At 67.2% G+C, this 21,890-nt stretch carries 22 protein-coding genes and 2 pseudogenes; 11 read left to right on the top strand and 13 right to left on the bottom strand.

From position 1 onward, the window contains the following. Positions 1-14: 14 nt before the first annotated feature. The 3 genes and pseudogenes from G1H11_RS27490 to G1H11_RS19365 all read right to left on the bottom strand — a co-directional run bounded on the left by G1H11_RS27490 (position 15) and on the right by G1H11_RS19365 (position 3,117). Positions 15-617 (bottom strand): HNH endonuclease signature motif containing protein, encoded by a 603-nt coding sequence (locus G1H11_RS27490; RefSeq protein ID WP_425501259.1) that lies wholly within the window; start codon positions 615-617, stop codon positions 15-17. 498 nt (positions 618-1,115) lie between these two features. After that, positions 1,116-1,739 (bottom strand): annotated as a pseudogene (locus G1H11_RS27495) (DUF222 domain-containing protein); the annotation flags it as partial. Positions 1,740-2,358: 619 nt separating this feature from the next. Next, entirely contained in the window at positions 2,359-3,117 is a 759-nt protein-coding gene (locus G1H11_RS19365; protein ID WP_163820236.1) for an LLM class flavin-dependent oxidoreductase, read from the bottom strand. A gap of 16 nt (positions 3,118-3,133) precedes the next feature. On the opposite strand from G1H11_RS19365, the gene G1H11_RS19370 reads away from it, so the two are divergent. After that, the gene (locus tag G1H11_RS19370; protein ID WP_163820237.1) at positions 3,134-3,424 is read left to right on the top strand and encodes a hypothetical protein; all 291 of its coding nucleotides are present in this window, start codon (positions 3,134-3,136) and stop codon (positions 3,422-3,424) included. On the opposite strand, the gene G1H11_RS19375 is transcribed toward G1H11_RS19370, so the two are convergent. After that, positions 3,384-3,923, bottom strand: coding sequence for a DUF6886 family protein (locus tag G1H11_RS19375; protein ID WP_163820238.1), 540 nt, complete (start codon positions 3,921-3,923; stop codon positions 3,384-3,386). The two genes, G1H11_RS19370 and G1H11_RS19375, sit on opposite strands and share 41 nt — an antisense overlap. An 85-nt stretch (positions 3,924-4,008) precedes the next feature. Between G1H11_RS19375 and G1H11_RS19380 the strand changes: the two genes are divergently transcribed. Continuing rightward, on the top strand, positions 4,009-4,356 hold the full coding sequence (locus tag G1H11_RS19380; protein ID WP_163820239.1) for an ArsR/SmtB family transcription factor: 348 nt from the start codon (positions 4,009-4,011) through the stop codon (positions 4,354-4,356). Beyond that, positions 4,349-4,819 carry an SRPBCC family protein gene (locus tag G1H11_RS19385; protein WP_163820240.1) on the top strand — a complete coding sequence of 157 codons (471 nt, stop codon included), beginning with the start codon at positions 4,349-4,351 and terminating at the stop codon, positions 4,817-4,819. Before G1H11_RS19380 ends, G1H11_RS19385 begins: the two co-directional genes overlap by 8 nt. A gap of 19 nt (positions 4,820-4,838) precedes the next feature. Here G1H11_RS19385 and G1H11_RS19390 read toward each other — a convergent pair whose 3' ends face one another. After that, positions 4,839-5,447 (bottom strand): dihydrofolate reductase family protein, encoded by a 609-nt coding sequence (locus G1H11_RS19390; protein WP_163820241.1) that lies wholly within the window; start codon positions 5,445-5,447, stop codon positions 4,839-4,841. 158 nt (positions 5,448-5,605) lie between these two features. Here G1H11_RS19390 and G1H11_RS19395 point away from each other — a divergent pair, with 158 nt between their 5' ends. The 5 genes from G1H11_RS19395 to G1H11_RS19415 all read left to right on the top strand — a co-directional run bounded on the left by G1H11_RS19395 (position 5,606) and on the right by G1H11_RS19415 (position 11,968). Then, positions 5,606-6,277: a hypothetical protein gene (locus tag G1H11_RS19395; RefSeq protein ID WP_216843935.1), complete on the top strand. Its 672-nt coding sequence runs from the start codon at positions 5,606-5,608 to the stop codon at positions 6,275-6,277. After that, on the top strand, positions 6,277-7,806 hold the full coding sequence (locus G1H11_RS19400) for a DNA polymerase Y family protein (RefSeq protein ID WP_163820242.1): 1,530 nt from the start codon (positions 6,277-6,279) through the stop codon (positions 7,804-7,806). The genes G1H11_RS19395 and G1H11_RS19400 overlap by 1 nt, the downstream gene beginning before the upstream one ends. Positions 7,807-7,867: 61 nt before the next feature. After that, complete coding sequence (locus tag G1H11_RS19405) at positions 7,868-8,764, top strand: diacylglycerol/lipid kinase family protein (RefSeq protein ID WP_163820243.1); 897 nt, start codon at positions 7,868-7,870, stop codon at positions 8,762-8,764. A gap of 10 nt (positions 8,765-8,774) precedes the next feature. Next, positions 8,775-10,904, top strand: coding sequence for a prolyl oligopeptidase family serine peptidase (locus G1H11_RS27170; protein WP_163820244.1), 2,130 nt, complete (start codon positions 8,775-8,777; stop codon positions 10,902-10,904). Then, positions 10,904-11,968 (top strand): mechanosensitive ion channel family protein, encoded by a 1,065-nt coding sequence (locus tag G1H11_RS19415; RefSeq protein ID WP_163820245.1) that lies wholly within the window; start codon positions 10,904-10,906, stop codon positions 11,966-11,968. Before G1H11_RS27170 ends, G1H11_RS19415 begins: the two co-directional genes overlap by 1 nt. 46 nt (positions 11,969-12,014) lie before the next feature. Here the strand turns inward: G1H11_RS19415 and G1H11_RS19420 are convergent, their stop codons facing one another. Next, complete coding sequence (locus G1H11_RS19420) at positions 12,015-12,440, bottom strand: OsmC family peroxiredoxin (RefSeq protein ID WP_163820246.1); 426 nt, start codon at positions 12,438-12,440, stop codon at positions 12,015-12,017. Positions 12,441-12,554: 114 nt separating this feature from the next. Between G1H11_RS19420 and G1H11_RS19425 the strand changes: the two genes are divergently transcribed. Both G1H11_RS19425 and G1H11_RS19430 read left to right on the top strand, forming a co-directional pair. Next, complete coding sequence (locus G1H11_RS19425; protein WP_163820273.1) at positions 12,555-12,938, top strand: globin; 384 nt, start codon at positions 12,555-12,557, stop codon at positions 12,936-12,938. Positions 12,939-13,037: 99 nt separating this feature from the next. After that, positions 13,038-14,684, top strand: a complete 1,647-nt coding sequence (locus G1H11_RS19430) for a glycoside hydrolase family 13 protein (protein WP_216843936.1) — start codon at positions 13,038-13,040, stop codon at positions 14,682-14,684. A 3-nt stretch (positions 14,685-14,687) separates the two neighbouring features. Here G1H11_RS19430 and G1H11_RS19435 read toward each other — a convergent pair whose 3' ends face one another. The 5 genes and pseudogenes from G1H11_RS19435 to G1H11_RS27175 form a co-directional block, all read right to left on the bottom strand. Beyond that, entirely contained in the window at positions 14,688-15,326 is a 639-nt protein-coding gene (locus G1H11_RS19435) for a DUF8185 domain-containing protein (protein ID WP_163820247.1), read from the bottom strand. Further along, a complete protein-coding gene (locus tag G1H11_RS19440) occupies positions 15,323-16,195 on the bottom strand; it encodes an acyl-CoA thioesterase (protein ID WP_163820248.1) in 873 nt (290 codons plus the stop codon). Before G1H11_RS19440 ends, G1H11_RS19435 begins: the two co-directional genes overlap by 4 nt. Positions 16,196-16,205: 10 nt before the next feature. After that, positions 16,206-17,882: an energy-dependent translational throttle protein EttA gene (gene ettA / locus G1H11_RS19445; RefSeq protein WP_163820249.1), complete on the bottom strand. Its 1,677-nt coding sequence runs from the start codon at positions 17,880-17,882 to the stop codon at positions 16,206-16,208. 81 nt (positions 17,883-17,963) lie between these two features. Then, positions 17,964-18,527 carry a single-stranded DNA-binding protein gene (locus G1H11_RS25985; RefSeq protein WP_246211567.1) on the bottom strand — a complete coding sequence of 188 codons (564 nt, stop codon included), beginning with the start codon at positions 18,525-18,527 and terminating at the stop codon, positions 17,964-17,966. Positions 18,528-18,687: 160 nt separating this feature from the next. Then, positions 18,688-18,945, bottom strand: a pseudogene (locus G1H11_RS27175) (DUF2637 domain-containing protein); the annotation flags it as partial. A gap of 440 nt (positions 18,946-19,385) precedes the next feature. Here G1H11_RS27175 and G1H11_RS25330 point away from each other — a divergent pair. After that, positions 19,386-19,601: a hypothetical protein gene (locus G1H11_RS25330; RefSeq protein ID WP_216843938.1), complete on the top strand. Its 216-nt coding sequence runs from the start codon at positions 19,386-19,388 to the stop codon at positions 19,599-19,601. Positions 19,602-19,776: 175 nt separating this feature from the next. Here the strand turns inward: G1H11_RS25330 and G1H11_RS19465 are convergent, their stop codons facing one another. Both G1H11_RS19465 and G1H11_RS19470 read right to left on the bottom strand, forming a co-directional pair. Further along, positions 19,777-20,103 (bottom strand): hypothetical protein, encoded by a 327-nt coding sequence (locus tag G1H11_RS19465; protein WP_163820251.1) that lies wholly within the window; start codon positions 20,101-20,103, stop codon positions 19,777-19,779. Positions 20,104-20,110: 7 nt separating this feature from the next. After that, positions 20,111-21,890, bottom strand: a 1,780-nt coding sequence (locus tag G1H11_RS19470; protein WP_174257790.1) for an RHS repeat-associated core domain-containing protein, incomplete at its 5' end; no start/stop codon positions are given.

A 21,890-nucleotide genomic window follows, 5' to 3' on the forward strand; every position in this document is an offset into this window, starting at 1 on the left:
GGGTGCTTTCTTGTTCATCGAACGGTGGGAGACGGCAACGGCGATGACGGCGGAGACAGGCGTGGCAGCTCCACGAGCTGCTGGTGCCCTGATGGGCTGGTCCAGCGCTGTACGCCCGGTGCCACCTGCTCGACGCTCCAGCCGGCCCGATGCTTTTGCAGATGGCAGGGTTTGCACAATGCCGAGCAGTTACACGCCGAGGTCGTTCCCTTCGGATAAGGAACCCGATGATCGATCTCGCACCTGCGCGCTGGATGATGGCATCCGGGCATGACGCATTCCTGATCACGCAACAAGACGAAGTCGACCAGATCTTGGGGTGGTGTGTAACGGGTTCGCCCGTAGTCCAAAGCGTGCCCGCCGACCGGATCGGTCAGAATCCAGCGCCACACTCCGGCCGCGGCCAGATGACGCGCGGTCTCCGGGTCGATCGGGCCATGACCTTCGAGGTGCGCCGGGTGCTCGTCCAGTCTGAGCCAGGTTGACAGCGACATGGTCATGTTCACCGAGACCGCCCGTCCATGCGCGCTCGGAAGCGGAACTCCGGAGACGGAACCACAGCTGGCGCAGCCCACACCGCCGACCCGGCCGGTACGCAACGAGGTCCAGGCGAGCACGGCCAGCACATCCGCCTGCCGTTGCGCCGCGGTCCGCTTAGCGCAGCCGCCGCACGGAGCCGGACCGACGGTGTGGGAGTGCTCGTCGGTCGCTCCGCTGTCGTTCGTCCCGCTGTCGTTCGTCCCGCTCTCACTCGCCCCGCTGTCGTTCGTCCCGCTGTCGCTCGTTCCGCTGTCGCTCGCCCCGCTGTCGCTCGTCCCGCTCTCACTCGCCCCGCTGTCGCTCGTCCCGCTCTCACTCGCCCCGCTGTCGCTCGTCCCGCTCTCACTCGCCCCGCTGTCGCTCGTCCCGCTCTCACTCGCCCCGCTGTCGCTCGTCCCGCTCTCGCTCGCCCCGCTGTCGCTCGTCCCGCTCTCGCTCGCCCCGCTGTCGTTCGTCCCGCTCTCGCTCGCCCAGCTCTCGCCGCCTGGTTCTTCTCCGCCTGATCGACCGTACTGATTGGGGCACGTGTGCGAGTGGGCACAATCGAGCCCCTTCTCGGCCTCAGCGCCGGCCTTGATCGTCGCCATGATCGCCGCGACTTGTTCAACTGGCAGGTAGGCATGCAGCCAGGACATCCCGTCCCGCCCCGGCTCGCTCCACACCTCACGTTCTTCACGAGCACGACGATTCTTCTTCGCCGACTCCGGGGCGAGCTCATGGATCAAGCGGCGCAGTACCCGGCGCAACTTCACTGACGTCCACGTGTGCACATGCGGAAGGACCGCCGCCTCAACCAGGCGAGCGATATCGTCGTCTTGCGTACCAAGCTCGGCAAGAATGATCCCAGCTCTGTGATTATCCAAGCGCCCCTCGGCGAGAGTTCGATGCGTAGCCGGGAATCGCTCTACAAGCTTCACGGAGTCTCGGACACGCCGTTCTGCCTGAGGCTTGGTCCACGGCCATACCGTGCACATATCGCCCGCGGTGACAGCTTCCGGTGACAATGACCCGAAGCGCCGATCGTCGTCGACCCGCATCTCCTCGCGCTTGGTCAGTGCGGTAAGCGCCTCGGCCTGGCGCGCTTGTACCCACGCCGTCAGTCGCTCCCATCCTGCGGCGACCTCGGCCAGCTCGAATGCACCGAGCTGGGCCAGGTCGGCACCATCCAGGACCGCCCCCAGCTCGACACCCGGCGCCATGTCCCAAGCGCCCGGCGTAGGAACTTCAGACGACTCAGTAGTCTCCCCGGCCGAGCCGGCCGAGACAGTCGAGACAGTCGAGACGGTCGAGACAGTCGAGACGGCGGCCGGTCCAGGCGTTGCAGGCTCAGTGGTCGATCCGGTGGACCTAACGGCAGTCGTTCCAGCTTCGGCAAGGGGTGCGGTCACCGTCGTGGTCGATGCGGCCGTTTCTTCGCCGATGGGCCACACCGGACAGGTCGACCACTGATCTTCATTCAACGGAGCGCCGTACCCGGACAGATCGGCAAGCTCGTCCCACGTCAACGGACGAGATGGCGACTCAGGCAACCGGCCATGTACCGCGGCCAAGGCCGAACACAACGCCACCACTTCGGCGTCAACAAGCTCCACCCAGCGAGCGTCGGCATACCCTCCCGCGTCACGGCCGGGGTCAGTGCGCTCGAGCTCATCCAGACCAGCAGGGGATCTTCCCGCCAGCCTGGAGCTCTTCGCACAACCCTGATCGAACACATGTCCGAGTATAATCGAACAAACTTTCCCTCACAAGTCCCCCACCAGCATCTCAGAGAAAATCTTGATAGATCTCCAGAGGGGCGAACCCTCGGCGCTGGTCAGTTCAGCGCGGCGGCCCCGCCGCAATCCTGGCGAGCAGTTCCTCACGGGGCTCTTCGGGGTGCCGAGGTCCGTCAAGAGCCCACGTGGCCCCGGCCGCGGCGAGGTCATCAGCAGATGCGGAATCGGTCAGCACACCGACGACATCGAACCCAGCCGGAGGGTTCAGGCGTTCCACCAACGCGGACAGCTCAGCCGGGGTAGGCGCCGCCAGCCCGGACAAAGGGTAAATCCCGTCCACACGTAGCGCACGGGCCAGCGGGCGGTCACGACCAACCGTAGCCGCCGCCCAGATGGGCGGCCGGGGGGTTTGCAGTGCAGGCGGATCCAGCTGCGCGTGTACCTGGTAATGTTCACCGTCATGATCCACGCGGTCCCCCCGCAGGAACGCGTCGAGCAGAGGCAACGCCTCGTCGAGCCGGGCCGCATGCTCCGGCACTGAGGTGGACTCCCCGAACGCGCCGTACTCGGCATCGACCGGAACCCCTAGCCCCACACCCAGGATGGCCCGGCCCTCACTGACATGGTCCAGAGTCACCACTTCCTTGGCCAGCTTCCAAGGCCGCCGCCGCGGAACCGGCGTCACCAGCGTCCCGAGACGCACTCGGGTGGTACGGGCTGCCATCGCGCCCAACACAACCCACGGGTCATGCATCTGCGGCAGGGCATTGACGTGGTCCCACACGAAGAAGCCATCCCATCCCGCGTCGTCAGCGACAACGGCCAGGTCGATCAACGACGACGGGGTTCCGACGTTGGGCATACTCACTCCGAAGCGCATGGGGCTACGTCTACCACCCGGCACTGACAACGCCGCACTCTCCGACCCCTTGTTCACCAACCCCGTGTGCACCGACCCCGTGTGCACCAACCCCTTGTTCACCAACCCCGTGTGCACCAACCCCGTGTGCACCAACCCCGTGTTCACCGACCCCGTGTGCACCAACCCCGTGTGCACCAACCCCGTGTGCACCAACCCCGTGTGCACCAACCCCGTGTGCACCAACCCCGTGTGCACCCACCCCGCATTCACCCAGCACTCCCGGCTGGGCGTGCATTGCGCAGCCTGATCCCACTGAAACCCAGCGTGCTACCGATCACCTCGCTCCACCACGGCCATACGTTGCTCACGACCCGGAGTTCGATTCCGGCCTCGTCATGGAGTTCAACCAGGTCACGTACCCGTATGGGCGGACCGAGCGGTCGGATCGCACGTGCCGAGACGTATGCGTGGCGCTCCGCTCCGATCGGCGTGAACTGGATCGCGTCGAACCGATATGCGTACAGCTCAACACTGCGCAACGCGTCGAGCCAGCCGTACTCGATCATGTGCACGCGCGTTCCGCCGGCGCCGAGCAGGCGGTCGACGTCGTCCCTGGTGGAGGAATCGGTCGCCCACGCCATGGCCCGGGGACATTGCCTGGGAAACCAGTAATCCGGCGCGCGTACGGCATCCACCGCCCACACGTAGGGGTCCGCCTCACTCGAGGTAGCCGCGACATGCGGCACGAACTCGGCGATGGTGGGGTCCTCGGAGAAGTGCAGGACCTCGCCGTCGATAGGACGCATCCCGGCATCATGCCATCGCTTGACACCCGACCTTCCAGCCTCCATAATCAACTAGAAAGTTAATTAACTAGAGGGTTGATTACGGATGCCGACTGACGATCTCAGCGTGACGTTCGCCGCACTGGCCGACCCCACTCGCCGGGCCATCCTGGCGCGGCTGGCCGACGGTGAGGCGACGGTCAACGAGTTGGCAGCGCCATTCGAGATGAGCCTTCAGGCGATCTCCAAGCATCTGAAGGTGCTCGAACGGGCCGGCCTGATCAGCCGGAGCCGGGAAGCACAGTGGCGGCCCTGCCGTCTGGAGACAGAACCCCTGGAGACCGCCACCGCCTGGATCGAGCAGTACCGGGACCTCGCGCGCGACCGGCTCGACCGGCTCGACCAGGAGATCAGGAAGATCACACAGAAGAAGGAAGGGCACGACCATGAGTAAGACCGAGATCATCGTCGAACCAGGACGCCAGGACATCGTCATCAAGCGCGTGTTCGACGCTCCCAGAGATGTCGTATTCAGGGCGGTCACCGACCCGGACCTCATCCCTCAGTGGTGGGGGCCGAAGGATCTGACCACGGAGGTCGACCACGCCGACATACGCCCCGGTGGAAGCTGGCGCTTCCTCAACCGGGACGCCGACGGCAACGAGTACGGCTTCCGGGGGATCTACCACGACGTCGTCGCTCCCGAGCGAAGCATCCAGACCTTCGAGTTCGAAGGGATGCCGGGCCACGTCGCCCTGGAGACTCTGACCCTGGAGGAGGTCGACGGGAAGACCCACTACACCGCGGTATCTGTCTTCCAGTCGGTCGAGGACCGGGACGGCATGGCTCAGAGCATGGAGCCCGGGGCCAGCAAGAGCCTGGACCGGCTGTCCGAGCTCCTTCAGACCCTTCAGTGACCTGGCATCCCTGCGGACACTAGAACGTTCCGGTCTTGACGGCACCTGCAGGGCGGTAGGTGCTGACAACCACTCCCGTGCTGGTCGCCTGAGTGTCGATCAGCTCTAGAGCCGACGACACGCACCCCTCCGGGAAGAGGCGCTTCCCAGTGCCCAGCACCACCGGGTACGTCCACACGTGGTAGAGGTCGATGAGGTCGAGCTCTCGCAAGGACTGGACGAGGTCGCCGCTGCCGTGCACCTGGATCTCCCGGGTGTGACGCTGCTTCAGGGCGGCGACCTCGTCGGCGAGGTTCCCGGCGATCACGGTACTGCCGGCCCATTCGGGTGTGCTCAGCGTCGTCGACGCCACATACTTCGGAAGCGTGTTCAGCCGGCTGGCGACCGGGTCGTCGGGATCGGTCACACCGGGCCAGTATCCGGCGAAGATCTCGTACGTCTTGCGCCCGAGCAAGAAGGCGTCGGCCCGCGCGAAGCGCTCGCCGACGATCCTGCCCATGTCCTCGTCGGCGTGCGGGACCAGCCAGCCGCCGAGATCGAAGCCGTTGCTGGGATCTTCTCCCGGCCCGCCGGGACCCTGCAACACACCGTCCATCGACACGAAGGTCGTCACAGCTACTGTTCCCATGTTCTCTCCATTCGTGGGGCGGGCCCGGGGGCAATGGCTGTCCCGGTGCGTACCCGCGCCGTCACCCATGCGTCGAACAGGCAAAGGCGGGATCGACACCCACGGCGGAGTTTTCGCGCCGCTTGACAAGCATCGAACACAAGTTCGATAGTTGAGGGGTGGTGACAGGGCGACAGCAGCAGGCGGCAGAAGCACTGGCCAGCGTGGCCGGCAAGCCCTCTGACGTCGCCTCGGAGAGTACCGGGCTGCCGGTCCTACCGGCGCTGCAAGGGCTTCTGCCCATGTTGCGCCGCGGGCAGGTGGTGGAGGTCGACGGCTCCGGTGCCCTCTCCCTGGCTCTGCTCGCCGGCGCGTCGCAGAGTGGATCGTGGTGTGGCGTCGTCGGTATGCCCGAGGGCGGGATGCTCGCGGCCTCCGAGATGGGCTGCGACCTCGACCGGCTTCTCCTGGTGGACCATCCAGGAGACAGGTGGGTGGACGTCACGGCCGCCTTGCTGGAAGCCGTCGACGTCGTACTGCTCCGGCCACCCGTGCGCCCCCAGACCGGCGTCGTCCGGCGGCTGGTGGCCCTTGCCAGGAAATCCGGTTCCATGCTGATCGCTGCCGGTGCCTGGGAGGGGTCGTCCGTGCGGCTCCGAGTCGAGTCGTCGCTGTGGACGGGCCTGGAACACGGCCACGGGCACCTGCGTGGCCGACGAGTCAAGATCGTCGCCGAGGGCCGCGGGGCTGGTGGACGTCCTCGGTCGGCCTGGGTATGGCTTCCTGGGCCGGACGGATCGGTGAGCCCGGCCGAGCTGGCGGTTGTCCACGATTCCGCCGAGGTCGCCTGATGACCGCCCCCAGAGCCCTGGTGGTCTGGTGCCCGGACTGGCCGCTCACCGCGGCCGGCACCGACCCGGCCGTGCCTGCTTTGGTACTCGCCTCCGGCAGGGTGTCCGCGTGCACGGCCGCGGCTCGAGCCACCGGTGTCCGCCGCGGCCAGCGGCTCCGTGACGCCCAGCGATACTGCCCCGACGTCGCCGTTCTCGACGAGGACCCCGAAGGCGAGACGCGAGCCTTCGAACAGGTCGTCGCTGTCATCGAGCAGAGCTGTCCGCGGGTGGAGGTCATCCGCCCCGGCCTCGCCGCGGTACCGGCCCGCGGGCCGAGCCGATACTTCGGCGGCGAGGAGATCGTGGCGGGCATGGTGCGTGACGCGGTGCTGGAGCGGGATTTCGTCTGTGCCGTCGGAGTCGCCGACGGCACCTTCGCCGCGGATCTCGCGGCTCGGGCCGCGTTCGAGGCCGACGACGGCATCCGCCTGGTGCCGTCCGCCTCCACCGCGGGGTTCCTGGCACCCCACCCGGTGCCGGTGCTGGAGATGCCGGAGCTCGCCGGTGTCCTGGTCCGGCTCGGGATCCGCACCCTCGGTGATCTCGCCGCGCTATCCATGCGCGACGTGCTGGGCCGGTTCGGCTCCGAGGGCGCCGTGGCGCACCGGCTGGCCACCGGCCTGGAAGCTCGCCCTCCGGCCGCCCGGTCCCCCGGTGACGATCTCTCGGCTCAATTCGAGTTCGACCCGCCCATCGACCAGTCGGAGCCGGCGGTCTTCGCCGCCAAGAGCCTCGCTGATCTGATGCACGCCAAACTCGGCGAACGCGGCCTGGCGTGCGTGCGGGTGGAGGTCGAGGTCAGCACCGCCGACGGCCAGAGCCGGTCCCGCCTGTGGCGCCATGACGGCCTGCTCTCCAGCCTCGCGGTCGCCGAACGGGTGCGCTGGCAGCTCGACGCCTGGAGAACAGCGGGACAGCTGACCGGCAGTCTGACCCACCTGACCCTGGCACCGGACCAGGTGGTGATCGACACCGGGCGGCAGCTGACCCTGTGGGGGCAGACGGAGAACGACGAAGAAGTCTCCCGGGCGGCGACCCGGATCCAGGTCATGCTCGGGCACACGGCGGTGACCCGGCCCCGGCTGGCGGGCGGGCGCGGCCCAAGCGAACAGGTGGCCCGGGTGCCGTGGGGTGACACGGCCATCGCGGCGCTTCCGGCCGATCGCCCCTGGCCGGGGCGGGTTCCACAACCGGCGCCGGCTGTCGTGCACCCAGCACCGCTTCCGGTTCGTCTGGTCGACGCCTCGGGCACGTCGGTCACCGTCAGCGGGCGATCGGTGGTGTCGGCGCCGCCCAGCCGGCTGGTGCTGGGCAAGGAGCATCTCGCCGTCACCGGCTGGACCGGTCCCTGGCCGGTACGCGAGTACTGGTGGGACCGCAGCCGGAGCCGGCGTTGCGCACGCTTCCAGGTCGCCACCGACGACGGCCGCGCCTGGCTGCTCGTCGTCGAGCAGGGTGAGTGGTTCGCCGAGGCCACGTACACCTGACCTGAATCGACGTAAATCGACGTACAGTGACTGCGCCGACCACCGACGCCCGGAGATGCCGATGCGCACGTTCACCGCAGTCGTGAATCCCCACGCCGGTGGCCCGCGGCGAGGCCGCCGGGGACCCCACACGCGGCTGAGCGCTGTGACCCGGCTACTGGAGGACGCCGGCGCGAAGGTCACCACCGAACACAGCCACAGCCTGGATCACGCCGCACAGCTCGCCACCGTGGCGGCCGAGCGGGGCGACGTCGTCCTGGCCGTGGGCGGCGACGGCACCGTCGGAGCCCTGGCCGCCGCCGTGGTGCCGACGGGCGGCATCCTCGGCATCATCCCGGCCGGCCGGGGCAACGACTTCGCGCGCCAGCTCGCATTGCCTCACGAGCCCGAGGCGCTCAGCAGGATCTTCCACACCAGCGAGCCCCGTGCCGTCGACGTGATCGAGGCCGCCGGGCGAACCGTGGTGGGCAGTGTGTACACCGGGATCGACGCGGTCGCCGCCGAGTACGTCGCGGCGGCCCGCTCCCTCGGCGGAGCGGCCTACCACTACGCGGCGGTGCGCGCGCTCGCGGCGTGGAAGCCGGTGCACTATCGCGTCCTCGTCGACGGGCAGGAACACACACCGCGCGGCTACACCGTCGTCGTGGCGAACTCCGGCTACTACGGGAACGGGCGGCATGCCGCTCCCGCCGCCCGGGTCGACGACGGCATCCTCGACGTGATCGTCCTCACCGACGTGCCGAAGCGCTCGTTCGTCTCCATCGCGATGCGGGAGCTCTATGCCGGCACCCACGTGAGGCGGCCGGAGATTCTGGTCATGCGCGCCCGTGAGGTGGTCATCGAGGCCGACCGGGAACTGCGCGCAGGCGGCGACGGTGAGGTCATCGGCCCGTTGCCCATGACCGTCCGAGTCCGCCCAGGCGCACTGCGTGTGCTGGCCGGGGCCGCCACCTCGTAGAGTCGGGCGGGTGGACGCTGTCAACCCGATCACTGCATACCCATCCGCTCCCCGGGGCGACGACGCCGACGTGCTGCACGGTCGCACGGTCCCGGACCCGTTCCGTGCGCTCGAGAGCCCGGACGAGCCGGACACCGTGGCCTGGTCGGCCGCGCAGGACGCACTGCTGGACAGCCACCGCTCGCAGTGGCGTAGCCGGCCGGCGTTCCAGGACAGGCTGGAGAAACTGCTCCGGTCGGGCTCCGTGGGCACCCCGGCCTGGCGCGGCACGCGCGCCTTCCACATGCGCCGCACCCCAGACCAGGAGCACGCCGTCCTGCTCACGACCGAGCCCGACGGCACCGAACGCACTCTGGTCGATCCGATGGCGGTCGACCCGTCCGGCACCACCACGCTCGACGCGTGGCAGCCCTCCAAGGAGGGCGACTTGCTCGCCTACCAGCTGTCCGAGGGAGGCACCGAGGAGTCCGTCGTCCGGGTCCTCGACGTGGCCACCGGCGAGATCGTCGACGGACCGATCGGCCGCGCCCGGTACTCGCCGATCGGCTGGCTGCCGGGCGGGAAAGCCTTCTACTACGTGCGACGACTCGCCCCGGACCTGGTCCCGGACGGCGAGGAGCAGTACCACCGGCGGGTGTACCTGCACCAGGTGGGCACCGACCCGGACGCCGACGTCGAGATCTTCGGCGCGGGCATGGACAAGACCAACTACTACGGCGCCTCGGTCAGTCGGGACGGCCGCTGGCTGATCGTCTCCGCGGCGCAGGGCACCGCTCCGCGCAACGACGTATGGATGGCGGACCTGCACGCTTGTGACCCCGCGGCGCCGGACTTGCGGCCGGTGGCGGTCGGTCTGGACGCTCGGGTGCACCTCCACGTAGGCCGGGACGGCCGGCTCTACGTCCTCACCGACCTGGACGCTCCGAAACGCCGGCTGGCGGTGACCGACCCCGGCACACCCGAGCCGTCGCACTGGCACGACCTGCTGGCCGAGGATGAGACGGCGGTCCTGGACGACTATGCACTGCTCGACGGCCCGGAGCTGGAGCGCCCCGTCCTTCTCGCCGCGCACACCCGGCATGCCGTCTCCGAGGTCGCCGTCTTCGACCTGCGGACAGGAGAGCGGCTGCGGCAGATCGACCTGCCCGGGATCGGCAGCATCGGCGGCCTGGCGGAACGGCCCGAGGGCGGGCACGAGTGCTGGTTCGGCTACACCGATCACACCACCCCGCCCGCCGTGCTGCGATACGACGCCCGCAGCGCAGTCCTGGAGACGTGGGCGGAGAGTCCTGGGGCGATCGAGGTCCCCGCGGTCCGGTCCGAACAGGTCACCTACCGTTCCAAGGACGGCACGGACGTGCGGATGGTGATCGTCTCTCCGGGCGGCGACAACCCTGACGGCATCTCTGCCGACGCGCGCTCACCACGGCCCACCATCCTCTACGGATACGGCGGCTTCAACATCTCCCTCACCCCGGCGTACTCGGCCAGCATCCTGGCCTGGGTCGAAGCCGGTGGTGTCTGGGCGGTGGCCAACCTGCGCGGTGGTTCCGAAGAGGGCGAGACGTGGCATCGCGCGGGCATGCGGGAGAACAAGCAGAACGTCTTCGACGACTTCCACGCCGCGGCCCAGTACCTCGTCGAACATGGGTGGACCACGGCTGAGCAGCTCGGTATCTCGGGCGGTTCGAACGGTGGCCTGCTGGTGGGCGCCGCGCTCACGCAGCACCCCGAGTCCTACCGCGCGGTCGTGTGCTCGGCCCCGCTGCTGGACATGGTCCGCTACGAGCAGTTCGGCCTCGGCGCCACGTGGAACGACGAGTACGGTACCGCGGCGGACCCGGACGAGCTCGGCTGGCTGCTGGGGTATTCGCCGTATCACCACGTGCAGACCGGTGTGCCGTACCCCGCGGTGTTGTTCACCATCTTCGACGGCGACACCCGCGTGGACCCGATGCATGCCCGGAAGATGGCGGCGGCCCTGCAGGAAGCCACCAGCTCCGGCATCGCCGAGCGCCCGGTTCTGCTCCGGACCGAACGCGACGTCGGCCATGGCGCCCGGGCGGTGTCCCGGACCGTCGACCTTGCCGCTGACCAGCTGGCGTTCTTCGCCGCTCACCTCGGCCTGGAGACGGCGTGATGGGAGTAGTACGCCTGCTGGTCGAGGAAGAGGGCCCAGAACGTTTCACCGGCGAGTGGTGGACCGGCGTCCTCCTGGACAAGCCGCTTCGACTCGCCGGCCTGATCCTCCTGACGCTCGTCATCCGCTATCTCCTGCACAAGGTCATCGCACGGGTAGTGGAACGCACCGTCGATCGGGAACCGCCCACCCGTGTCCTCGGCTCGGCCACCGCGGCGCGGATCGTCTTCGGCAGCGCGGGAGCGTACTCCCAGCGTCGCGCGTTGCGGGTCCAGACGATGGGCTCACTGCTGAAGAGCACGGCCACGATCATCATCGGCGCGATCGCCGTCGTGATGGCGCTGGACATCCTCGGCTACTCGATCGGGCCGGTGCTGGCGTCGGCAGGCATCGTGGGCGTGGCACTGGGCTTCGGCGCCCAGAATCTCGTCAAGGACTTCCTGGCCGGCATCTCCATGCTCCTGGAAGATCAGTACGGTGTCGGCGACGTCATCGACATGGGTGAGGCATCCGGCGTGGTCGAGGCGGTCAGCCTCCGTGTGACGCGGCTTCGTTCCGTCGACGGCACCGTGTGGTACGTCCGCAACGGCGAGGTCATGCGGCTGGGCAATTCGAGCCAGGACTGGGCGCGGGCGGTCATCGACGTGGGCGTCGCCTACGCCTCCGACACCGCCGATGTTCGCCGCCTGCTGGAAGAGATCAGCCATGATCTGGCCGCGGAGGACGTCTGGAAAGACCTCATCCTCGAAGAACCCGAGGTGTGGGGTGTCGAGGCACTCTCGGCGGACAGCATCGTCATCCGGCTGGTGGTCAAGACCAAGCCCCTGGAGCAGTGGAAGGTGGGGCGCGAGCTGCGCGAGCGGATCAAGCGGCGCTTCGACGCCGAGGGAATCGAGATCCCCTTCCCGCAGCGGACGCTGTGGATCAAGGAAGACACCTCGGCCGAGGGCGCACCGCCCTCCACGCCCGACGGTGCGGGGCCAGCACCAGAGAGCCCGGTGGACGATACGGCGGAAGAGCAGCGGCGCAAGGCTTCCCGGCCGCCGGAACCCGAGGTTCCCTGACGAGCTGGAAGCCTGCGCCGGAGCCTACGACGCCGCCTGGACGCCCCTACGCCAGAGCCGCGTCCAGCGTGATGGTGGTGCCGGTGAGTGCCTGGCTCACCGGGCAGCCCTCCTTGGCGGCCTCGGCGGCGGCGGCGAAGTCCTCGGCCGAGATCCCGGGAACGACGCCCCGGACCGTCAGCTTGATCCCGGTGATGCCCTCGCCGGGCTGGAATGTCACGTCGGCACTGGTGTCCAGCGACGTGGCCGGTGTACCGGCCTTGGCGAGCCCGTTGGAGAACGCCATCGAGAAGCACGCCGAGTGCGCGGCGGCGATGAGTTCCTCCGGCGATGTCTTGCCGTTGGCCTCCTCGGCGCGGGCCGGCCAGGAGACTTCATAGGTGCCGAGGCCGGACGACTGCAAGGTGACCTTGCCGGCGCCCTCGAACAGGGTGCCTTCCCAGCGGGTGGAGGCGGTGCGGGTGGTAGCCATGTACGCGGTCCTTTCCGAGCGGATGCGTGTCGTCAGATGTCGCCTGACGAGTCCCATCCTGCCCGTCCGCCGTGGCGGCGGCGACACCGGCCTTGTCACAATGAGGCTGTGAACATGCGCCTGGACAACTTCTACGATGCCGTGGGTGGACGAGAGACCTTCGCCCGCCTGGTCCACCTTTTCTACCAGGGAGTGGCCAACGACCCCGAATTGCGAGCGATGTACCCGGAGGAGGATCTCGGTCCGGCGGAAGAGCGGCTGCTCCTGTTCCTCGAACAGTACTGGGGCGGACCCACCACCTACTCCGACCAGCGCGGGCATCCCCGCCTGCGGATGCGGCACGCGCCGTTCAAGGTCAATCCCGCCGCGCGTGATCGCTGGTTGCTGCACATGAAGGCCGCGGTCGACCAGCTCGACCTCGCGCCGATGCATCGGGCCACCTTGTGGGACTACCTGGAACGCGCCGCGCACTCCATGGTCAACACCTTCGAGGAGTAGCCACGACAATGCTGTGACCACCGGTGATTCCACGTGTGAGTTAGCGCACACCCGGTACCGGATCGCGTCGCCGGGCGAGGCGTCATAGGCTTGTCAGTCGTGACTGATGCGCGCAAAGACTGGTGGCGTAGCGCCACCATCTACCAGGTCTACATCCGCTCGTTCGCCGACGGCAACGGTGACGGCGAAGGCGATATCACCGGTCTTCGCGGCAAACTGCCATATTTGCGCGATCTCGGGATCGACGCGATCTGGATCAATCCGTGGTATCCGTCGCCCCTCAACGACGGCGGCTACGACGTCGCCGACTACCGGGACATCGACCCACGGTTCGGCGACCTCACGCAAGCCACGCAGCTCATCTCCGAAGCCCACGACCTGGGATTGAAGGTCATCCTCGATATCGTCCCGAACCACAGCTCGTGGGATCACGAGTGGTTCAAAGCGGCCCTTGAGTCCGCACCAGGCTCTCCGGAGCGAGCCCGCTACATCTTCCGCGACGGCGCCGGGCCCAACGGCGACCAGCCGCCCAACAACTGGCGCAGCGTCTTCGGCGGACCGGCCTGGGAGCGGGTCACCGAGCCCGACGGCTCACCGGGGCAGTGGTACTTCCACATCTTCGACGTGTCCCAGCCCGACCTCGACTGGAACAACCCGGAGGTGCGCGAGGAGTTCCTCGGCGTGCTGCGGTTCTGGTTCGACCTCGGAGTGGACGGCTTCCGGATCGACGTCGCCCACGGCATGGTCAAGGACATGACCAAGCCGGACCTGCCCTACGACGAGTCCGGTCTGCTCAATTCGCCCAGCATCGCCGACCACCCGTTCTTCGACCGCGACGGCGTCCACGACATCTACCGTGGCTGGCGCGAGATCGCCAATGCCTACGACCCTCCGCGGCTGTTCGTCGCCGAGGCGTGGGTCGAGCCACCGGAGCGACTTGCTCGCTACGTGCGCGACGACGAACTTCACAGCGCCTTCAACTTCGACTACCTCAAGTCCGCGTGGAACGCCGACGCTCTGCGCCAGACCATCGAGCAATCCATGGAGGTCTTGCATGCCGTGGGCGCGCCGGCCACCTGGGTGCTGGAGAACCACGACGTCGAGAGGGTGGTCACCCGATACGGCCGCGAGGTTACGGCGGCCCCGCGTGGGCATAACAGGCTCGTCCTCGGCGAGTCGGACCGTGCCCTTGGCCGGCGCAGGGCCCGCGCGGCGGCGTTGCTGATGCTGACGCTCCCCGGTGGCGCGTACATCTACCAGGGCCAGGAGCTGGGGCTACCCGAGGTCCTCGATCTCCCGGAAGACGCCTTGCAGGATCCCGTCTGGGAGCGGTCCGGACGCACCGAGCGGGGCCGCGACGGATGCCGGGTTCCCCTCCCCTGGACCACGAGCGGCCCGTCTGCCGGGTTCGGCGACAACGGATCGTGGCTCCCGCAGCCGGCCGGCTGGGAAGAGCTCTCTGTCGAGGCTCAGCAGGGTGACCCCGAGTCGGTGCTGGAGCTGTATCGCTCGGCGCTGCGCATCCGGCGTGAGGAGCCGGCATTCGAATCCGAGGCGTTGACCTGGAACCAGGATATCGGAGCCGATGTGCTCGCATTCGAGCGCGAGCCCGGATTCATGTGCGTGGTGAACATCGGCTCGGAATCGGTGAAACTGCCCGTGCACACGGAGATCCTCCTCGCCAGCTCTCCGTTGAGCGAGGACGGGCTGCTTCCCGCCGACACCGCAGTCTGGCTCCGGCCCTAAGGGTTACAGCGCGAACAGAGCAAGTCCGCTGCGGGCGAGGATGGTGCCGTTCGGGGCGTCGAGCCGTTGCCACGAGCCGGCCGAGCGCAGCACCACCTCGCCCTGCCCGCCCAGGAAGCCGTACGACGACGATGCGTGGGCGAGTCGCAACAGCACGCCGTGCGCCAGTTCCACGTCCCAGATCTGCGCGGCCAGCCCTTCGAGTGCCGCCCGGCCAGCGCGCAGGTCACGGCCTTGGGCCTCCTCCGGCGCCCGCCGGCGAAACTCGGCCACACCGGCATCGACCCGGGCGACGACGTCCCCGAGGTCCAGTCGCCCGAGCTCGGTCCAGCCGGACCGGGGCGGCAAACTGCTGGTCCAGCGCAGCGCCGGCAATGCGGGCGGGAGCTCAAGCTCCCCGTGCGCGCCGACGGCCTTGGCGGCCAGGGTGGAGGCCTCGACGACGACGTCGACCTCCACGGGATCGGCCAGCGCCACAGTCCGCAGCGCAAGCGCGTCGAACGGCGTCTCGGCGAAACATCCCGCCACAGATCCCGTCGCCACGATCCTCGCGACAGCTTCAGGCTCGAAGCGGGCGACACGCTTGGCAAAGGTGGCCAGGTCAGCGGCCGCGCCGGGCCGTGCAGGCGTGAATACTGTCACTGCTCTTCCCCCATGAACGGCTCCAGCGCGGCGTGTTCCGCCGCTGTGATCTTGCGCGGGCGTTGTGCCCCGACGTCGTAGGTGACGAGCGTGGACGTCGCCCGCGCGTAGAGCCGTTCCTCGTCCCGCACGTCGTAGGCGACCTCGAACGACGACTCACCGATGTGGGTGACCCAGACGTCCACCTGCAAAGGTTGAGTCCGGAACGGCACCGGAGCGAGGTAGTCGATGCTCTGGCCCGCCACGACCGAGCCCTGATGGGCGTCGACCACGCCGAGCAGGTGCCGCTGCGCGAAGTCGATCCGGGCCTCCTGCAGGTACTCGGCGAAGATGACGTTGTTGACGTGGCCGTAGGAATCGAGGTCGTCGAAACGGACGGCGCACTGATAGACGTGTTTCTTGTCCGGTTTCCCGTCTGGGTCCGGCCGGCGCGTGCGTGGTACCGGCCCATCGGTCTCCAGATGACCCTCGAGCACGGCCTTCTCTTCCGCCGTCAGCCGGCGCGCGCGGCCGCGTTCCAGATCGTAGGGCACCAGCGTGGTGGTGGCGCATGCGTAGACGCGCCTGGCGTCGTCGTCGGCGTCCACCACCTCGTAGCCGAGGGTGAACGTCGAGTTGCGGACCTCACGGACCCACGTCTCCACCTGCAGCGGCCGGGCCCGGAAGCGCAGCGGCGCCAGGTAGCCGATGTCATGGCGGGATACCACGGAGCCACGCTGGAAGCTGCCCGCACCACGCTTCGGCGCGTGCACGAACAACATGTCGACCCGGGCTTCCTGGAGGTACCGCAGGTACACGACGTTGTTGACGTGCCCGTAGGAGTCCATATCAGCCCAGCGCAGCGGAACGTGAGCGATGTGGCGCGTCATCGTATCGACGTCAGTCGCGCTTGAGCTTGCGGTAGGTCACCCGGTGCGGCCGCGCCGCGTCGGCTCCCAGCCGCTCGATCTTGTTCTTCTCGTAGGCGTCGAAGTTCCCCTCGAACCAGAACCACTTGGCCGGGTTCTCGTCGTCGCCTTCCCAAGCGAGGATGTGGGTGGCGATCCGGTCGAGGAACCAGCGATCGTGCGACGTGATCACCGCGCAGCCGGGGAACTCCAGCAGGGCGTTCTCCAGGGACTGCAGGGTCTCGACGTCGAGGTCGTTGGTGGGCTCGTCCAGCAGAATCAGGTTGCCGCCCTGCTTCAGGGTCAGCGCCAGGTTCAGCCGGTTCCGCTCCCCACCGGACAGCACGCCGGCCGGCTTCTGCTGATCCGGGCCCTTGAACCCGAAAGCCGCGATGTACGCCCGGCTGGGCATCTCCACGTGGCCGACCTTGATGTAGTCGAGCTCGTCCGAGACGACCTGCCAGACGTTCTTCTTCGAGTCGATGCCGCCGCGGGTCTGATCCACGTAGGACAGCTTGACCGTGTCGCCGACCCGCAAGCTGCCGTCGTCGGCTGATTCGTCACCGACGATCATCTTGAACAGCGTGGTCTTACCGACACCGTTCGGGCCGATCACGCCGACCAGGCCGTTGCGCGGAAGCGTGAAGGAGAGGTTCTCGATCAGCGTGCGCCCGTCGAAGCCCTTGGTGAGATTCTGGGCTTCGACCACCACATTGCCCAACCGGGGGCCCGGCGGGATCTGGATCTCGTCGAAGTCCAGCTTGCGCGACTTCTCGGCCTCGCTGGCCATCTCCTCGTACCGGTTGAGCCGAGCCTGCTGCTTGGTCTGGCGGCCCTTCGCGTTGGACCGGACCCACTCGAGCTCTTCCTTCATCCGGCGCTGGCGCTTGGCGTCCTTCTGCCCCTCGACCTTCAGCCGCGCCTGCTTGTTCTCCAGATACGTGGTGTAGTTCCCCTCGTAGCCGTGGACCCGGCCGCGGTCCACCTCGGCGATCCACTGCGCTACGTGGTCGAGGAAGTACCGGTCGTGGGTGACGGCGACGACGGTGCCGGGGTACTTCTCCAGGTGCTGCTCCAGCCACTGAACGCTCTCCGCGTCCAGGTGGTTGGTCGGCTCGTCGAGAAGAAGCAGGTCCGGCTGCTCCAGCAAGAGCTTGCACAGGGCCACCCGGCGCCGCTCTCCGCCGGAGAGCACCGACACGTCCGCGTCCGGTGGCGGGCAGCGCAGCGCGTCCATGGCCTGTTCGAGCTGGGAATCCAGATCCCACGCGTTGCGATGGTCCAGCTGCTCCTGCAGCTTGCCCATCTCGGTGAGCAGCTCGTCGGAGTAGTCGGTGGCCATCTGCTCGGCGATCTCGTTGAACCGGTCGAGCATCCCCTTGGTCTCGGCCACGCCTTCCTGGACGTTGCCGAGAACCGTCTTGGACTCGTCCAGCTCGGGTTCCTGGGACAGGAAGCCGACGGTGTAGCCGGGCGTCAGGTAGGCCTCACCGTTGGACGGCTGGTCGACGCCGGCCATGATCTTCAGCACGCTCGACTTACCCGCGCCGTTGGGCCCGACCACACCGATCTTCGCGCCTGGTAGGAACGAGAGTGTGACGTCGTCGAGGATGACTTTGTCGCCGTGCGCCTTACGCGCCTTACGCATCACATATATGAATTCCGCCATAGCGCCCCCAAGCCTACGACGTCGCCGGTCAATACCCTAATGGCGGTGGCGCCCCGGTCGCCGGGGCGCCACCGGGGTGCCTCAGAGGGCCGCGCCCACAGCCGTGAGCTCGTCAGAGTCGTCGAACTCGTCGGTGTCGTCGGGCTCGTCCTGATTGTCGTCCGACGGCAGCGGCGGTGGTGGCACCTCACCGGTGGCCTTGTCCGCCCCGGCCTCATCTGTGGTGTATCCGGCGACAGCCTGCTTGACCTCATCCCCGTCCGGCTCGGACGGCGGCTGCCGGACGGCCTTGGTGAACGACGAGATGCCGCGGTACAGATCGTGTCCCACTGAGCTGGCGCTGATCTCGATCGATTGCCGCAGCACGTTCTGCTCGTCCCGCCACTCCCGCACCCGGCCGCGGCCGTGGACCACCACCGGGTCACCGAGACTCAGGGACGCCGCCACGTTCTTCGCCAGGTGCGGCTGCCAGCAGATCACCGTGAAGTACGACGTCTCGCCGTCGGACCACTGGTTGGTGCGGCTGTCGAAGTACCGCTCGTTGCACGCGATGCGGAAGTGACACCACGGGTCGCCATCCTTCTTCACCTCCCGCCGGACAGTCGTGGCGACGTTTCCGGAAACCGTCATGGTTGCTGCTGTCATGTGGGCGCCTCCCGCGCTCGTAGCTGATCTGACAGCTACGACGCTCCCAATCCAGCGCCCCGGAAAGTAGACCCTCGCGCGAAGATGTGGATATCCGGGCCGGCAATCTGCGGCCTGTGGAAACTACCGCGCGATTCCTGTCCGCCGCCGTCACGGTCGCCCACGGATACCACGCGATACGCCAACCACTAGGCGTCAACAAAACAGCCGCCACCGTCGCCACGCAGATGAACCCGTCCACGATCAACGGCCACAACCACGCCAGACGCCCATTCACGCCAGCCGCCACTACCCATGACCGCAACGCGTCGAACGATAACGTGAACGCCGCGAGACCAAGGGCGGCCACCGAGACGGTCAAGATAGCCAAGGCGCGGCGACGCACCGTGCCTATAGGGAGCCCTTCGACCGCGCACATCTGTGACGCAGCAACCAGTTCCCTAGGCAGCGAGTCACCGGGAAATCGGAGGCCGCAAACCGAACGTCCACATCGTCACTCGAGGTGGATGCGCAGGTCCGCGATGGACTGCCACGGCACATCGGCGATGGAGTCTGCGAGCATGGGGATTAGGAAGGAGGATGCCATGGTGTTCCAGGGCGAGGTGTCGCCGATCGGTACGCTGCTCGAACGTGTTCATCCCCTCCGACATAGGGCCGGCCACAAGTGTGGGTGTACGTCACACCGCAGCGGGAAACGCACGTCACTGCCAAGACCTGATGAGAAGCGGAGACAGTCTTGATGCTTGCTGGCGCTTCGGGATCCTGCAGACCCTCGATGACTACATCTCCACCATCCGCCGCGGCAGTGTGAGGCTCGCAGCGACAGTGTTCTCTGAAGTGCCTCCACGGACAGGGTCGGTGCAGATCGACGCGGCGTTCGGGGCCCTGGGCGGATACCTGGCCGAGCGCGACGGATGGGACACGCCAGCCTGGGTCCAGGACCCGACCCACCACACCACAGCGTGGTACCCGGCCGTACCAAAGATCTTCCGGGCAGAGGCGGACCGGGAGAACCCGCACGCCTTCCGCAAGTGCGGAATCTTCATCCCCAGGCGGTCACTGGCCCGAGCATGAGCGAACACAACGCGGACCTGGACGCACACGGCGTCCGCAACCTGTTCCAGGAACTCTCCAACCGGCTGCACGACCGTGGAGTGCAGGCCCAACTGTTCGTGGTGAGAGGCAGCCGCGCGCCAATGCCCTCCTCGCCCATCCTCCCCTCGTTGATCACCGGGACGTACGGAGGGAGTCACCCCAGCTCATTCCAGATCACCGTGAAAAACCACGAGAAAAGAACCATGGTCAACACCGCATTAGCTACCGCCACGACCCGAGCCATGGTCGCGCTCCACTTTCGGGTACCAAGGCGCTCCGTCACTAAGAATGTCAAGCCGGCCAGACATGCAGCAGCAGCGTATGCGCCACCAGGAACGCCCTCGTCAGCGGACGACTTACCCGTGAACAACCGGACAAAGTACCAAACCAAACTCAACAACATTAGGCCCAGGAAATACCACGCCAAGGTGCGTCTCGTTGACCAGTTTTTCTGGGAATCGTTCTGCACTTTGTCGTTCATGTTTACCTCAGTCACATCCAAACTCAGACACGCCGACCCAGAATAATCCATATCCTATGCCAACAACGGCACCCACTCCGCCACCAAGCGCCCATGCCCAAATAGCCCCATGGCCGACGCCTGCAAGACTTGCCGCAAGGCTACATGCGTCCCTCCCAGTGGGGTCGGCGTAGTTGATGGGGTTGCTGCGTGCATAGTTGTACGGATTGGGCTCTTGTCCGCTGGGGTCCATTTGGGTGAAGCGGGCGAGAACCGGGTCGTAGTAGCGGGACCCGAATTTCACTTTCCCAATGTCTGAGAGGTGTAGGCCGCCTGCGTAGCGGATAGGGTTGCCGGCTGCGGCGGCGGTGAGGCTTCCCTGGTTGAGTAGCTCGCCGTAGGGCGTGTACTCGTAGGTGCCCTCGTGGTCACCGGTGGAGGACGTGAGTGCGGTGACGGATCCGACTGGGTCGGTGAAGTAGTAGCTTGTGTTTCCGTCTTGGGTGATGGCGATGGGTGTGCCGTCGGGCAGCAGCGTGAAGGTTTTCTTGATGCCGAGCGTTGGTGGCGCTATAGCGGTGACACCAAGGGGGGAGTTGATGACCTGTGTGGAGTCTATGCTCGTCAGTCGGTCGTTGAGTTCACCGTGATAGTCGAGTTCGGTGGTGCCGTAACCGGCGAGCTGATCACGCACTGTCCACGTCGAGGAACGGCTGGTTTCGTTACCGTTGGCGTCGTAACTGTACAAAGTGGCGACCGGCGCCATTCCCGACTGGCTGACCGAGCGGAGGGTGAGTTGGCCGCTGCTGTTGTGATCATAGGTCTCTGTGCGATGATCCCACGGGCTGGGCCAGTTTGTCCGAATTCGGGTGAGGTTGCCGGTGTCATCGTAGGAATACTCTCGGCGGGTGTCATCTGGGCTGCCTGCGCCCGCGGTCTCGGTGTCGGCGGCGGTCAAGCGGCGCAGCGAGTCGTACTCGTACTCAGTGGTGACCGGCGAAGTTGTGTCAGGGCCTTCGATCCGGGACTGCACGAAGATCCGGTCGTCGCTGCCCGAGGTGTACGAGTACTCGACGTCGGCGAACACCCCGGACGTGTCTTCGGCGGTGATCCGCGTGGGGCGCCCGGACTGGTCGCGTTGCGTGGTCTGGCTGGCTCCGCCCGGATAGGTTTGCTCGATGACGGCCCCGTTATCGTCGTAGTCGAACTGTATGCACCCGGAGCCCGCGGCGGGTGCGCCGCTGGACGGACACGACCCGCCCGGCTGGGTGATGCTCGTCAACTGGTCCGCGTCGTCGTAGGTGTAGCTCGTGGTGCCGTCAACCGTGACCATGGTGAGCATATTCCCCACATCGTCATAGGTCATGTGATGGGCAGTGTCCGGATCGGCGGGATCCTCTTCGACGGTCACCCGCCCAAGTGCATCGACCTGCCGGCTCACTACGGTAGTGATGCCACCGCGTTGATCGGTTTGGGTCACCTCGTTGCCGTCAAGATCGTACGAGGAGGACACCGCATTTCCCGCAGGGTAGGCCTCCCAGACGGTGGCGAGCAGCCGGTCACGAGTGTCGTAGGCGAGCTCACGAGTTTGATTCTTGCCGTCGGTGACCTCAACGAGCCGGCTGATGGAGTCATAGACATACGTCGTGGAGCCCAGTGGCCCTGGAGGATCCACCTCGACCAAGTTCCCGTCAGCGTCGTAGCTGTAGGTGGTGGTGTTGCCTTCACCGTCGGTGGAGGTGCAGACCTGGCCAGCGTAGGCGCCGCACACCGTGCCAGTGTCGTCCTCTCTGGTGTAGGAGACCTCC

The organism is Phytoactinopolyspora alkaliphila, assembly GCF_010550695.1.
Lineage (GTDB): Bacteria > Actinomycetota > Actinomycetes > Jiangellales > Jiangellaceae > Phytoactinopolyspora > Phytoactinopolyspora alkaliphila.